The sequence below is a fragment of the Litchfieldella xinjiangensis genome (assembly GCF_000759345.1).
GTDB classification, from domain to species: Bacteria; Pseudomonadota; Gammaproteobacteria; order Pseudomonadales; family Halomonadaceae; genus Litchfieldella_A; species Litchfieldella_A xinjiangensis.
The window spans coordinates 1-12,612 of record NZ_JPZL01000003.1 but is presented as its reverse complement, the minus strand read 5'-3'; the positions used below and the strand labels follow the sequence as shown (position 1 = coordinate 12,612).

Annotated in this window: 14 protein-coding genes; 6 read left to right on the top strand and 8 right to left on the bottom strand. The window is 61.6% G+C overall.

All coding sequences use genetic code 11. From position 1 onward, the window contains the following. The first annotated feature begins 288 nt into the window (after positions 1–288). From JH15_RS12295 to JH15_RS12285, 3 genes are read left to right on the top strand one after another with little or no spacing between them, the layout of a single operon-like run. A complete protein-coding gene (locus JH15_RS12295) occupies positions 289–1,449 on the top strand; it encodes an aminotransferase class I/II-fold pyridoxal phosphate-dependent enzyme (RefSeq protein ID WP_043530858.1) in 1,161 nt (386 codons plus the stop codon). A 10-nt stretch (positions 1,450–1,459) separates the two neighbouring features. Beyond that, on the top strand, positions 1,460–2,236 hold the full coding sequence (gene sfsA / locus JH15_RS12290) for a DNA/RNA nuclease SfsA (protein WP_043530857.1): 777 nt from the start codon (positions 1,460–1,462) through the stop codon (positions 2,234–2,236). Further along, the gene (locus JH15_RS12285) at positions 2,223–3,140 is read left to right on the top strand and encodes a ChaN family lipoprotein (protein ID WP_052384102.1); all 918 of its coding nucleotides are present in this window, start codon (positions 2,223–2,225) and stop codon (positions 3,138–3,140) included. Before sfsA ends, JH15_RS12285 begins: the two co-directional genes overlap by 14 nt. A gap of 27 nt (positions 3,141–3,167) precedes the next feature. Here the strand turns inward: JH15_RS12285 and JH15_RS12280 are convergent, their stop codons facing one another. Genes JH15_RS12280 through JH15_RS12255 form a run of 6 tightly spaced genes read right to left on the bottom strand, consistent with a single transcriptional unit; the run spans position 3,168 to position 7,653 of the window. Beyond that, complete coding sequence (locus tag JH15_RS12280; protein WP_043530856.1) at positions 3,168–3,617, bottom strand: DUF4426 domain-containing protein; 450 nt, start codon at positions 3,615–3,617, stop codon at positions 3,168–3,170. 37 nt (positions 3,618–3,654) lie between these two features. Continuing rightward, positions 3,655–4,251, bottom strand: coding sequence for a methionine biosynthesis protein MetW (gene metW, locus JH15_RS12275; RefSeq protein WP_043531629.1), 597 nt, complete (start codon positions 4,249–4,251; stop codon positions 3,655–3,657). Next, positions 4,251–5,423 (bottom strand): homoserine O-succinyltransferase MetX, encoded by a 1,173-nt coding sequence (gene metX / locus JH15_RS12270; RefSeq protein ID WP_043530855.1) that lies wholly within the window; start codon positions 5,421–5,423, stop codon positions 4,251–4,253. Before metX ends, metW begins: the two co-directional genes overlap by 1 nt. 37 nt (positions 5,424–5,460) lie before the next feature. Next, the gene (locus JH15_RS12265; RefSeq protein WP_043530853.1) at positions 5,461–6,051 is read right to left on the bottom strand and encodes a YggT family protein; all 591 of its coding nucleotides are present in this window, start codon (positions 6,049–6,051) and stop codon (positions 5,461–5,463) included. Between the two features lie 23 nt (positions 6,052–6,074). Then, complete coding sequence (proC, locus tag JH15_RS12260) at positions 6,075–6,899, bottom strand: pyrroline-5-carboxylate reductase (RefSeq protein WP_043530852.1); 825 nt, start codon at positions 6,897–6,899, stop codon at positions 6,075–6,077. A 55-nt stretch (positions 6,900–6,954) separates the two neighbouring features. Next, complete coding sequence (locus tag JH15_RS12255; RefSeq protein ID WP_043530850.1) at positions 6,955–7,653, bottom strand: YggS family pyridoxal phosphate-dependent enzyme; 699 nt, start codon at positions 7,651–7,653, stop codon at positions 6,955–6,957. A 34-nt stretch (positions 7,654–7,687) separates the two neighbouring features. Between JH15_RS12255 and JH15_RS12250 the strand changes: the two genes are divergently transcribed. Both JH15_RS12250 and JH15_RS12245 read left to right on the top strand, forming a co-directional pair. Further along, positions 7,688–8,722: a type IV pilus twitching motility protein PilT gene (locus tag JH15_RS12250; protein ID WP_043530848.1), complete on the top strand. Its 1,035-nt coding sequence runs from the start codon at positions 7,688–7,690 to the stop codon at positions 8,720–8,722. A 34-nt stretch (positions 8,723–8,756) separates the two neighbouring features. Next, positions 8,757–9,899: a PilT/PilU family type 4a pilus ATPase gene (locus tag JH15_RS12245; protein ID WP_043530847.1), complete on the top strand. Its 1,143-nt coding sequence runs from the start codon at positions 8,757–8,759 to the stop codon at positions 9,897–9,899. Between the two features lie 26 nt (positions 9,900–9,925). Here JH15_RS12245 and JH15_RS12240 read toward each other — a convergent pair whose 3' ends face one another. Then, complete coding sequence (locus JH15_RS12240) at positions 9,926–11,074, bottom strand: anhydro-N-acetylmuramic acid kinase (RefSeq protein WP_043530846.1); 1,149 nt, start codon at positions 11,072–11,074, stop codon at positions 9,926–9,928. 99 nt (positions 11,075–11,173) lie between these two features. Between JH15_RS12240 and tyrS the strand changes: the two genes are divergently transcribed. Beyond that, complete coding sequence (gene tyrS / locus JH15_RS12235; protein ID WP_043530844.1) at positions 11,174–12,373, top strand: tyrosine--tRNA ligase; 1,200 nt, start codon at positions 11,174–11,176, stop codon at positions 12,371–12,373. A gap of 35 nt (positions 12,374–12,408) precedes the next feature. Here the strand turns inward: tyrS and JH15_RS18350 are convergent. Next, a partial coding sequence (locus JH15_RS18350) for a hypothetical protein (RefSeq protein WP_231566433.1) occupies positions 12,409–12,612 on the bottom strand: 204 nt, incomplete at its 5' end.

Below are 12,612 nucleotides of genomic sequence, written 5' to 3'. Positions count from 1 at the left end.
GGGGGCTGCCTCTTTACATGCAAGTGACTGGGGTCAATGCGTGGCCGTGTCCGATCGCCGTGGATCGCATCCTGGCGAAGCCGTCGAGATCCTTCTGGGCGCGGCCTCACCCGCCCAAAGCCCTGCTTATTTAGCGGAAAACCTTGCCCAATGCAACTGTCGTTTTCGCTGTATTGTCCTGAATGGAGGGGGCTAAGCGGTTACACTGGGACATCGAGCGCAGCGGCGCTTGGCAGGGTTTCATTGCGAAGTCACTGTTTTGTCATCGTTAACTAGCGGAGCCTGGGCATGGAGTTCAGTTCTCGAGTCGCTCGCGTTGAAGCCTTTCGTGTCATGAGTCTCCTCGAGCAGGCACAGGCGCGAGAGGCTGCGGGCCATGATGTTATCCACCTGGAGGTCGGCGAGCCTGACTTTCCCACGCCCGAGGCCGTGATTCAGGCGGGACAGCGGGCCTTGGCGGCGGGGCATACCCGCTACACGCCTGCCGCTGGCCTGCCTGCCTTGCGTGAAGCGATCGCCGAGCATTACGCGCAGCACTTCGACGCCCGGGTCGACCCGGCACGCATCATCATCACACCGGGGGCGTCCGGTGCGCTCCTGTTGGCCAGCCAGCTCTTGGTAGAACAGGGTGACCGGGTGCTGATGGCCGACCCCAATTACCCCTGCAATCGCCACCTCATGGCGCTTTCCGGCGCCGAGCTGGATACCGTGGCGGTGGGCCCCGAGAGTGGCTGGCAATTGGATGCCAGCCTCGTGGCACGCCATTGGCAGCCCGCGACGCGCCTGGCCATGTTGGCCAGTCCCTCGAACCCTACCGGTCACACCCTGTCACGGGATGCTCTCACGGCCGTGTCACACGCCGTGGGTGAGCGGGGTGGCCATCTGCTGGTCGACGAGATCTACCAGGGCCTGACCTATGACATCGAGCCGGTCTCGGCGGCGGCACTGGCGCCCGGAGCGTTCGTGGTCAATAGCTTCTCGAAGTATTTCGGCATGACTGGCTGGCGGCTGGGTTGGCTGGTCGCCCCCGACCCCGCCGTCGAGCCACTGACGCGGTTGGCTCAAAACGTATTTCTGGCAGCATCGACCCCCTCGCAGCATGCCGCGCTGGCTGTTTTTGCACCGAGCTGTCGCGAGGAGCTCGAATGGCGTCGACAAGAGCTGCACAAGCGACGCGACGTATTACTGGCCGGGCTAGCGCGCCTGGAGCTGGCGCCATCGGTACCTCCACAGGGCGCCTTCTATGTCTGGCTGGATATCTCGCGCTATAGCCACGACAGCCAGGACTTCTGCCGACGCTTGCTTGAAGAGGAAAACGTGGCGATTACCCCGGGGATCGATTTCGCCGTGCGTGGTGGCGAGTACCATGTACGTATCGCATTCACCAACGACGTGGCCCGTCTCGAGGAAGCCGTATCTCGCCTCGAGCGCTTCCTGGCCCGCCAGTAGCGAGGCGATCATGGATTATCCACAACTGGTGCCTGGCGTGTTGCTGCGTCGCTACAAACGCTTCCTGGCCGATATCGAGCTCGCCGACGGTAGCCAGGTCGTTGCTCACTGTCCCAACACCGGCTCCATGCGGGCCGTCAACGTGCCGGGCAGCCGGGTATGGCTCTCACCCAGCACCAATCCGGCGCGCAAGCTGGCCTGGACCTGGGAACTGATCGAACTGCCGCAGCCGGAAGGCGGCATGGCGCTGGCCTCGGTGCAGACGGGGCGTGCCAATGCCATCGTCGAGGAGGCCCTTCGCACCGGAGTGATCGAAACACTGCGTGGATACGACACACTCAAGCGCGAGGCTAAGGTCGAGGATGCCCGTCTGGATTTTCGGCTCACCCTGTCCGGCCAGCCGGATGCCTACGTCGAGGTCAAGCAGGTGACCTTGAAAGAGGGCGACGGTCATGGCTACTTCCCCGATGCCGTTAGTGAACGTGGCCGCAAGCACCTAGAAAGCCTGGCCCGCCTGGCGGGCCAGGGACAGCGCGCCGTTCTGCTGTTTTGTGTCGCCCATACCGGTATCGAGGATGTAGCGCCGGCGCTGCACATCGACCCACGCTATACCCATACCCTGGCGGGGGTTGCCGAGCGTGGCGTCGAAGTGCTGGCCTACGGCTGCGAGGTCGCCTGTATCGACGACACGCCAAGCTCGATTCGCTTGGCACGGCCATTGCCGGTATCGCTGACACGCCGTCTCCCCGATGTCCTTTCCATGGAGCCCTATCATGCGTCGTCGTGAGTGTTTGAAAGGGGGGCTCTCCCTGATATTGGCTGGCCTGTTGCCCTTGGCGCGTTCCGGCAAGGCGGAGGTGGAGCGGGACCACATGGCCCAGGGGCCCACGGTGCAAGGACGGGTGCGGGATTTGCGAAACGGCACTTGGCTAAGCGAGACGCAGTTTCTCGAACAACTGATAGCCGCTGAGGCAGTGGTCATCGGGGAGCGCCACGATAACCCCGAGCATCATCGCCGCGAGCGCTGGGTAATCAATCAGTTGGCAAAGCGCGAACGCTTGGGCGGCGTAGCAATGGAAATGCTTGATGCCTCGCAGCGCAGGGCTCTCGAGACTCACTCACCCGCTGCGTGGCTGGCCATGTCTGAGCGGTCCATGCGTGAGACGCTCGAGTGGAATCCCGGTTGGGACTGGCAGGCCTACGGGCCGACACTGCAGCGAGTATTCGAATTAGGTATCACGCCGCAGCCGGCCAATTTGGCGCAGGAGACGATCCGCTCGATCGTGACGAATAATCAAGCGCCCGAACTGCCCGCGCCGGTGGCCCAGGCCCAGCGCCAGGCGTTGATCGAAGGCCATTGTCACTTGCTGCCCGAGGAGCATCTCGACGGCATGCTGGCCGCCCAGGTGGCGAGGGACCGGGCCATGGCCGAGGCGCTGGACGCGTTGCCGGCGACGGCGGTATTGATCTGTGGTAATGGGCATGCCCGGCGCGATATCGGTGTGCCGTTGCATGCCCGTAAATCGACACTGTCCTTGGGTATGCTCGAAGCGCCACCGGGACAAGACGCCTGGCAGGCGGCCCTGCCGGCTGGTGTCGACGCGAAGCCACCCTTTGATCTGGTCTGGTTCTCGACCGGCGTATCGCGGGGAGATCCCTGTGCCGAGCTGCGCGAGCGCTTCGCCCACTAGCACAGTGGCGGCTAGCCCGGCGGAAAGTCAGCGATCGATGTAGAAGCGCTGGATGAAGGCGACATCGGCCGGGGGTTGGGTGCGGTCGTACGTCACATCCAACCTGAAATGCATGGGCTCATCGACCTGAATGCGAAAGATGGCGATATGGTAGATGGCCTCGCCGTCGCGTACGGTTCGAAATGAGAGTCCCTGGGATTGGCCGGCGAGATTACCGACCTCGCCATTGACCATGGCCATCGCCGCCTGTGTCGTCCCGTCATCGAGCTCCTCACGGACACTGACACTCAATAACCCCAGCACCTGGCTGCGCTGAATGTCATGCGCAGCCGCCACTTCCGGTGTCAGGAAGCTGGTATTCACGGCGCTATAGTGAATCTGATAATCCCCGATCTGTTCATATTGCTGGGCCGGCGCGAGCCCGGCAAATAGCGACATCAACAGGCCGAGGCCCCAGGCGCAAGCGCTTCTGGCCATGCTCTTCCCCTTCTTGACTGACGACTCGTGTTTCGTGCTAGCGGCCGCGACTGATGCGGAATATTGCGGTTTCACCGAACAGGTTGGGCCACAGGCGTGAGCTCCAATGCCCTTCGTGCTCGCCGTTGCCCACGGCACGGTCGCTGATGATCAGACCCTTTTCCTGACACAGTTGTTCAAAATCGTTGAAGGTCGAGAGGTGGATATTGGGCGTATCGTACCAGGCGTGCGGCAATGACTTGGACACGGGCATATAGCCCCTGAAGCCCAGGTACGCCCGATGACGCCAGTATGCGAAGTTGGGGAAGGTGATGATGCACTCGTTGGCCACGCGCAGCATCTCGTCGAGCATCATGTCCGGGCGGCGCAGTGCCTGCAGGGCCTGGGTCATGATCACCAGATCGCACGTGTCGTCGCCGAAATTGGCTAACCCCTGGTCGAGGTTCTGCTCGATCACGTTCACACCTTTTTGGATGCATTGGGTTATCCCGTCGGGATCGATCTCCAACCCGTAACCCGTCACTTGCTTGTCCCGGGCGAGTACGTCGAGCAGCGTGCCATCCCCGCAGCCCAGGTCGAGAATACGCGCGCCGGGTGGCACCCATTGGTAGATTACCTTGAGGTCGGCTCGCATCATGGCGTGTGTACTCCCAAGTCACGCGCCACGCGTGCCATGAACCCGGCGAACACGGCCTGGTAGCGTGGTTCGGGCAGCAGGAAGGCATCGTGACCATGCGGCGAATCGATGTTGGCGTAACTGACACGCTTGCCAGCGTGGATCAGAGCGTCCACCAGTTCTTGCGAGCGTGTTGGCGGGAAACGCCAGTCTGTCGTGAAACTGACGACCAGGAACGGGCAGCGTGCCGGGGCCAGCGCCGCGGCGAGATCGCCTCCGTGTGCGGCCGCCGGGTCGAAATAGTCGAGTACCTTGGTCATCAGCAAGTAGGTATTGGCATCGAAGGCGGTGGAGAAGGCATCGCCCTGGTAACGCAGATAGGATTCCACCTGGAATTCGACGTCATAGCCGAAGTTCAGGTCATCGCTGCGCAGGTCGCGTCCGAACTTGGTGCCCATGGCATCTTCCGACAGGTAGGTGATATGCCCCACCATGCGTGCCAGCTTGAGCCCCCGGCGCGGTACGGTGCCATGCTCGGCATACCAGCCATCGTTAAAGTCGGGGTCGGAGCGGATGGCTTGCCGGGCCACCTCGTTGAAGGCGATGTTCTGGGCCGAGAGCTTGTGGGTGGCGGCGATGATGACGGCATTGGCTACCCGTTCGGGGTAGGCCAGGGTCCACTGCATGACCTGCATGCCGCCCAGGCTGCCACCGACGATCGCGGCGAAGCGTTCTATCCCTAATTGATCCGCCAGGCGGGCCTGGCTATGCACCCAATCGCCCACGGTCATCATGGGGAAATCGGGCCCCCACTGGCGTCCCGTTTCGGGATCGGTGGCGCAGGGGCCGGTGCTGCCGTGGCAGCCTCCCAGGTTATTCACCGCCACGACGAAGAAGCGGTTGGTATCGATGCTTTTCCCGGGCCCTATGTGGGCGTCCCACCACCCGGGCTTGCGGTCATCCGAGCTGTGGTAGCCCGCGGCATGGTGGTGCCCTGAAAGGGCGTGGCAGATAAGCACCGCATTGGTGCGCTGCTCGTTCAGCGTGCCGTAGGTCTCGTAGATCAGGTCATAGGCCGGCAGCGATCGCCCACAGGCCAGGGCCAGGGGCGAGTCGAAATGTGCGATCTGCGGTTTGACCAAACCGACGGAGTCGTCGGGAAAGCGGCTCTTCCGGGTGTCGTTATCCAATGCTACGCGTGTCCCCACCGATGTCTGGGTTTTCACTCTACAGGCCGACCAGGGCGCCGGAAATGCCTGCCGCTCGGGTCAACGAACCCACCACGATGCCATCGAGCAGACTGATGGCGATGAATACCACGATCGGTGACAGATCGATCATGCCCAGCGGTGGGATCACCTTGCGTACCGGGGCCATGATCGGCTCGACCAGTTGAAAGATAAGTAAGGCCCCGGGGTGGCTGGCCTGTGGCGCGACCCAGCTCAGGATGATCATGCCGATCAGCGCGAAGAAGTAGATCTTCAGAATGGCATTGGCCAAGGCGGCGAGCGTTGCGATGGCCACGCCACCCAAAGGCGGCATACCGAAGTCCGCGATCTGCAGGATGACGACAATGCTGATCGCCTTGATCAAGAACGCGGCCGCCAGCGTGGCTAGGTCGAACGGGCCTGCCGGCTTCAGGAACCCCTGAAAGGGCTTGACCACCGGTTGCGTGACCTTCACCACCGATTGACTGATGGGATTGTAGTAATCGGCCCTAGAGGCTTGCAGTAGGAACCGCAGCATCAGCAGGAACAGATAGATATTGATCAGCGTATTGATCAGCAGCAGGCCGGCATTTCCAAATTGACTGCCCATGGGGGCTCCTCGTAGCTAAAGGACTAGTTTTTGCCGAACTCGTCGGCCATCTCGCGGGCACGCACGGCGCATGCCTCGGTGGCATCAAGAAATATCTGGCGCAGCCCGGCCTCCTCGAGCACACGAATGGCCTGCTCTGTGGTGCCCCCCGGGGACATCACGTTGCGCTTGAGCTGATCGGGGGCATGCTCGCTCTGCTGGGCCATGCGCGCCGCACCATACGCTGTCTGCAATGCCAGGCGACGTGCACTCTCGGCAGGCAGGCCCAGCCGCTCGCCAGCGGCCTCCAGCGCTTCGAAGATAAGGAAGAAGTAGGCCGGTGCGCTACCCGAAATCGCCGTGACAGCTTCCAGTAGTGCCTCATCTTCGACCCATTCGACCAGGCCGACCGATGTCATCAGGGAGGCAGCGAGCTCACGCTGTTCGCTGTTGACTCGCGAATTGGCATACAACCCGGACGCGCCGGCGCCTACCAGCGACGGCGTATTGGGCATGCAGCGGACCAGCGGCAGGTCGCCTCCCAGCCAGCGTTCGAGCGTATCGGCCGGCAGGCCTGCGGCCACCGACACGACCAGCGGCTTGCGAGCCTGGATCGCATCGCGTAGCCCGAGACAAACGTCATGCATGATCTGTGGCTTGACGGCCAGTACCACCACGTCCGCATCGCTCACGGCGGCAGCATTGTCGCTCGAGGTATGAATGCCATAGCGAGACTGCAGGTCGTTACGCTGTTCGTCGCTGGGTGAAGTGGCGGTGATGGCCTCACGCGGATAACCGCTATCGATCATGCCGCCGAAAATGGCGCTGGCCATGTTGCCGGCGCCGATGAAGGTGACTTGGCTCGCCATGCGTACAGTCCTTTCTCGTCTTGGGCAAAATTAAAACTAGATAGTACCAGTCTCGCTACTGGCGTGCCCCGAAGATGGCGGTACCCAGGCGCACTAGCGTCGCCCCTTCCGCCACGGCGGCTTCCAGGTCGTCACTCATTCCCATCGAAAGGGTGTCGAGGGGGGCCTGGGGATAGCGCATCTGCAAGCGTTCGAGCGCCTTGCGCAATGCCGCCAGAGGCGCTCGCTGTTCCTCGAAGCTCGTTGCGGGCGCCGGAATGGCCATCAATCCACGCAGCACGAGATGCGGCATATTCATTACGGCCGCTGCCAGGGGCTCCAATTCGTCCAATGTCACCCCGGATTTGCTGGGTTCTCCACTCACATTCACTTGCAGGCAGATATTAAGCGGGGGAAGCGCGTCGGGGCGCTGTTCATCGAGACGCCTGGCGATCTTCTCCCGATCGACGCTGTGTACCCAGGCGAAGTGCTCCGCCACGGCGCGTGTCTTGTTGGACTGCAACGGACCGATTAAATGCCACACGATATCCTGGAGATCGGCAAGTGCTTCCTGCTTGTCGAGGGCTTCCTGCAGGTAGTTCTCGCCGAAGTCACGTTGCCCTGCAAGATAGGTATCACGAACCATGGCGTCAGGCTTGGTCTTGCTTACCGCCAGCAGGCGGGCGGCGTCGGCACTGCGTCCGGCCTGGCGCAGCGCAGCGGCCAGACGAGCGTTGGCGGCGGCGAGTGTCTCGGAGACGATTACCTCTGTCATACTGGCGTCGACCTTACCTGGGAGCAGGGGAACGATGGATATTACCGAACTGCTGGCATTCTCGGCAAAGCAGAACGCGTCGGATCTGCACCTGTCGGCCGGATTGCCGCCGATGATTCGTGTCGATGGGGACATTCGCCGCCTGAACGTGCCGGCAATGGACGACCGTGAGGTCCGCAAGCTGATTTACGACATCATGGGCGATCGCCAGCGGCGTGACTATGAAGAGCAGCTAGAGACCGACTTTTCGTTCGAGGTGCCCGGCATCGCCCGCTTCCGCGTCAATGCCTTCAATCATGGTCGCGGGGCCGGCGCGGTATTCAGGACCATCCCGTCCGAGGTATTGACCATGGACGATCTTGAACTGGGCGACGTGTTCCGGCGGATGGCAATGTTGCCCCGCGGACTGGTGCTGGTTACGGGCCCCACCGGCTCGGGCAAGAGCACCACGTTGGCGGCGATGATCGATCACATCAACGAAACCCGCTACGACCACATTCTCACCATCGAGGACCCGGTGGAATTCGTGCATCGCAGCAAGCGGTGCCTGATCAACCAGCGAGAAGTCAGTCGAGACACGCACGGCTTCGCACCGGCGCTGCGTAGCGCCCTCCGTGAAGACCCCGACGTGATCCTGGTTGGCGAATTGCGCGATCTCGAAACCATTCGCCTGGCGCTTACCGCCGCCGAAACCGGGCACTTGGTGTTCGGTACGCTGCATACGACCTCGGCGGCCAAGACCGTGGACCGCATCATCGACGTATTCCCCGGTGATGAAAAAGCCATGGTGCGTTCGATGCTTTCCGAATCGCTGCAGGGCGTCATTTCCCAGGCGCTGCTCAAGCGTGTAGGTGGCGGGCGTATCGCCGCCCACGAGATCCTCGTGGCGACGTCTGCGGTACGCAACCTGATTCGCGAGGATAAGGTCGCACAGATCTATTCGACGATACAGACGGGCGGCAACCTGGGCATGCAGACTCTGGATGCCTGCCTATCACGGCTGGTCAGCGAGGGGCTGGTAGCCCGCGACGATGCCCAGGCCAAGGCCAAGGGAACGCTTGCGGCCTGAACGGCCCACTATGTAATAGCATGGGGACGCAGTCATGACACCGAGCGAGTGGCTCTATCAATTGCTGGATATCATGGTCGAACAGCAGGCATCCGACCTGCTGATTTCGGTTAATGCGCCGCCGACGCTCAAGATGACCGGAAAGCTCACCCCCTTGGGCGAGCAGGTGCTGAGCCACCCTCAGGTTCGCGAGCTGGTGACTGCTGCGCTTCCGGAAGGGCTGCGCGAGCGCTTTGCTACCGAGCAGGAGGCTAACTTTGCGCTGAGCCTAACGGGGCGTGGGCGGTTTCGTGTCAGCGCCTTTCAGCAGCGCAGCCAGCCGGCGATGGTCATACGGCGTATCGCCTTCGACATACCGCGCCTGGACGAGCTGTCGCTGCCGCCGGTGTTGGGCGATCTGGCGGGGCTCAAGCGGGGGCTGGTCTTCGTCGTTGGGGGAACCGGGACCGGGAAGTCGACCACCTTGGCTTCGATGATTCAGCACCGCAACGAAACGATCGGTGGCCATATCATCAGCATCGAAGACCCGATCGAGTATATCCATCCCCACAAGCGCGCGATCATCAACCAGCGTGAAGTCGGCATCGATACCGAGTCGTTCGAGGTGGCGCTGAAGAATACGCTACGTCAGGCTCCCGATGTGATCCTGATTGGCGAGGTACGCACCCGCGAAACCATGGAGCATGCGCTGACCTTCGCCGAAACCGGCCATCTGTGTCTGGCGACCCTGCACGCCAACAATGCCAACCAGGCGCTGGATCGGATCATCAATTTCTTCCCGTCGGAGCGCCATGAGCAAGTGTTGCTGGATCTCTCGCTCAACTTGCGTGCGGTGGTCGCCCAGCAGTTGTTGCCTACGCTGGAGGGTGGAAGGCATGCGGCAATCGAAGTCCTGCTGCAGTCGCCGCTGATCAGTGACCTCATACGCAAGGGCGAGGTGGGCGAAATCAAGAACATTATGCGCCGGTCAGGCGATCTGGGCATGAAGACGTTTGATCAGGCGCTTTACGAGCTTTTCCATGCCGGCATCATCAGCGAGGAGGTGGCGTTAGTGCATGCTGACTCGGCCAATGAGGTGCGCATGATGATCAAATTCGGCGACAAGCAGAGCCCGGGAATGAACAAGGCGCAGGACGCTGCCAGTCAGTTCTCTCTCAAAGAGGGGGACGATTTCTGAGCTTCTGCCTCAGTGTTGCGCTCTGCTCAAGGGGCATAGACGCCACCCAGGACGCGCGGCCCGGCGGCCCCCGTTACGGAAGGCAGGTTACCGGGAAGCCCTTCCAGCCGGCGATGGGCCAGCCAGGCGAAGGCGCCGGCTTCCAGCCAGTCCTCTGGCCACCCCCAGTCGGTGCTGGGAACCAAGGCAGTCTCTGGAAGATGGCGTGCCAGGCGAGAGAGTAGGTCGATATTGTGTGCACCACCGCCGCAGGGGATGAGTGTGGCTGGGGCTGGTGCACTCACCAATTCACATGCCATCTGGATCCCTAGCGCAATGCTCGTCGCCGTCAGTTCGGCTAGCGTTGCCTGAACATCCTGCTTGGCTTCTTGTCCGCTCAAATGTCGTTCAAGCCAAGTCAGGTGAAACACTTCGCGACCGGTGCTGCGCGGGGGCGATTGGTGAAAGAACGGCTCGCGCAATAGGGATTCGAGCAAGTCATCGATGACCTGGCCCGATGCGGCCCAGGCACCCTCCGGGTCATAGCGCCCGCCGCGATGACGCCCGTACCAGGCATCCATCAGAACGTTGGCGGGGCCGGTATCGAACCCGATCACCGGTACGCGCTGTTCTGCCGGCGGCAACAATGTCAGATTCGCAAAGCCACCCAGGTTGAGTGCCAGGCGCCATTCGTCGGCACCTCGAAAGACGGCGTCATGGAACGCAGGGGCTAACGGTGCGGCCTGTCCCCCTGCCGCCAGGTCGCGGCGCCGGAAGTCGCCAACCACGTGGCAGCCGGTGAGTTCGGCCAACAGGCTGGGGTTGTCCATCTGCCAGGTATAGGCCGGCCCGGCGTCGTTCTGGATGCCTAGGTCGTGGCCGTAGGGAGCGTGCTCGATGGTCTGGCCGTGACTGCCGATGGCCACGATCGCGTCGCGCGGGGTGCCGCTTTTCTCCAGCAAGCGCGAGACCGCTTCGGCCTGGACGCGACAAAAGGCATCTTCCGCGACGGCCAGGTCGGCGAAACTGGCCTGGTCGGCATGGCACAAGGCAAGCAGGCGCTCGCGCAGCGCATCGGGCATCGTCACTGCCTGTGTCGCTAGCAACTGGGGCGGACGGGAGGTGTCGCAGTCAACTAGAGCGGCATCCACCCCATCCAGGCTGGTACCCGACATCAAACCTATGAACAGAGCCATGCCTTCTCCTGCGCCCGTGGCGCTCAACCGTGATGCTCCAGTCATGCTAACATCCCGCACATCGTTTGATATGACATCGTTTTAGGGGAGTTGGGCACGATGACCGACCTTGAGAGCGCGTTTGCCCTGTTGCAGCGCGGCACCCATGAAATTTTGCTGGAAGACGAGCTCAAGAAGAAGCTCGCCTCGGGCCGTAAGCTGCGTATCAAGGCCGGTTTCGACCCCACGGCACCGGATCTACATCTAGGCCACAGTGTATTGCTGACCAAGATGCGCCAGTTTCAGGATCTCGGCCATGAGGTCATTTTCTTGATTGGCGATTTTACCGGACGAATCGGCGACCCCACCGGCAAGAACGTCACCCGAAAGCCGCTGACCGAAGATGAAGTCAAGGCCAACGCTCAGACCTATAAAGAGCAGGTTTTCAAGATCCTCGACCCTGAGAAGACCGAGGTTCGCTTCAATGCCGAGTGGTTCTCGGCAATGAGTGCCGCTGACATGATCGAACTGGCGGGCCAGAGCACCGTGGCACGCATGCTGGAGCGTGACGATTTCGAAAAGCGTTACAAGTCGGGACAGTCGATCTCCCTCCATGAATTTCTCTACCCGCTGGTGCAGGGGTACGACTCGGTGGCCCTCAAGGCCGATATCGAACTGGGGGGTACCGACCAGAAGTTCAATTTGTTGATGGGCCGCGAGATTCAGAAGCACTTCGGCCAGGAGCCCCAGGTCGTCATCACCATGCCGCTACTTGAAGGGCTCGATGGCGTGCAGAAGATGTCCAAGTCGTTGGGTAATTATGTCGGTGTCGATGAAGCGCCGGGCTCCATGTTCAACAAGTTAGTCTCTATGCCTGACAGCCTGATGTGGCGCTATTTCGAGCTGCTGTCGTTGAAAACCAACGAAGAGCTCGAAGGGCTCAAGCGTGACATTGAGGCGGGGGCTAACCCACGCGATATCAAAATGGAACTCGCCCGAGAGCTGATCGGTCGCTATCACGGCGAAGAGGCTGCCGCCAACGCACACAAGTCTGCTGGCAATCAGCTTGCCGAGGGGGAGCTGCCCGAGGATCTGCCCGAGGTCGAGGTCGATTTCGAAGGAAGCCCACAGGCGCCCATCGCTGCCGTACTCAACCGTTCGGGCCTGGCCAACAACAGTGCCCAGGCCAAGGACATGCTGGGCAATGGCCGGGTCAAGGTCGATGGCGAGGTCGTCTCACGCGACCACATGTTGGCCACGGGGCAGGCCTACGTCATTCAGGCCGGCAAGAAGCGCTATGCTCGCGTGATCCTGAGCTGACGTCCGGCTTTTACTGTCATTGTAAAGTCTCTCTGTCAGGCGCCCGCTCCGTGCGGGCGTTTTGCGTTAATAAGCAATTGTCTCGGGGTGGGCGCAGCGGGTATCACAAGAGACGAATATTTCTTCGTAAAAGGGTTGTCAGGGCGCTCTGGGAAACGTAAAGTACGCATCCGCTGCCGGCGACGAGCAACGTTGCAGGCGGTGGAGGATGGTGCAAGGCTTTGTTTCTGTGTGGTTTT

Bases quoted from the DNA above. Each gene is read 5' to 3' on its own strand.
- JH15_RS12285 (WP_052384102.1), top strand. From the start codon at position 2,223: ATGCGTCGTCGTGAGTGTTTGAAAGGGGGGCTCTCCCTGATATTGGCT.
- JH15_RS12280 (WP_043530856.1), bottom strand. From the start codon at position 3,617: ATGGCCAGAAGCGCTTGCGCCTGGGGCCTCGGCCTGTTGATGTCGCTA.
- JH15_RS12240 (WP_043530846.1), bottom strand. From the start codon at position 11,074: ATGGCTCTGTTCATAGGTTTGATGTCGGGTACCAGCCTGGATGGGGTG.
- JH15_RS12250 (WP_043530848.1), top strand. From the start codon at position 7,688: ATGGATATTACCGAACTGCTGGCATTCTCGGCAAAGCAGAACGCGTCG.
- proC (WP_043530852.1), bottom strand. From the start codon at position 6,899: ATGGCGAGCCAAGTCACCTTCATCGGCGCCGGCAACATGGCCAGCGCC.
- metW (WP_043531629.1), bottom strand. From the start codon at position 4,251: ATGCGAGCCGACCTCAAGGTAATCTACCAATGGGTGCCACCCGGCGCG.
- JH15_RS12295 (WP_043530858.1), top strand. From the start codon at position 289: ATGGAGTTCAGTTCTCGAGTCGCTCGCGTTGAAGCCTTTCGTGTCATG.
- JH15_RS12265 (WP_043530853.1), bottom strand. From the start codon at position 6,051: ATGGGCAGTCAATTTGGAAATGCCGGCCTGCTGCTGATCAATACGCTG.
- tyrS (WP_043530844.1), top strand. From the start codon at position 11,174: ATGACCGACCTTGAGAGCGCGTTTGCCCTGTTGCAGCGCGGCACCCAT.
- sfsA (WP_043530857.1), top strand. From the start codon at position 1,460: ATGGATTATCCACAACTGGTGCCTGGCGTGTTGCTGCGTCGCTACAAA.
- JH15_RS12255 (WP_043530850.1), bottom strand. From the start codon at position 7,653: ATGACAGAGGTAATCGTCTCCGAGACACTCGCCGCCGCCAACGCTCGT.
- JH15_RS12245 (WP_043530847.1), top strand. From the start codon at position 8,757: ATGACACCGAGCGAGTGGCTCTATCAATTGCTGGATATCATGGTCGAA.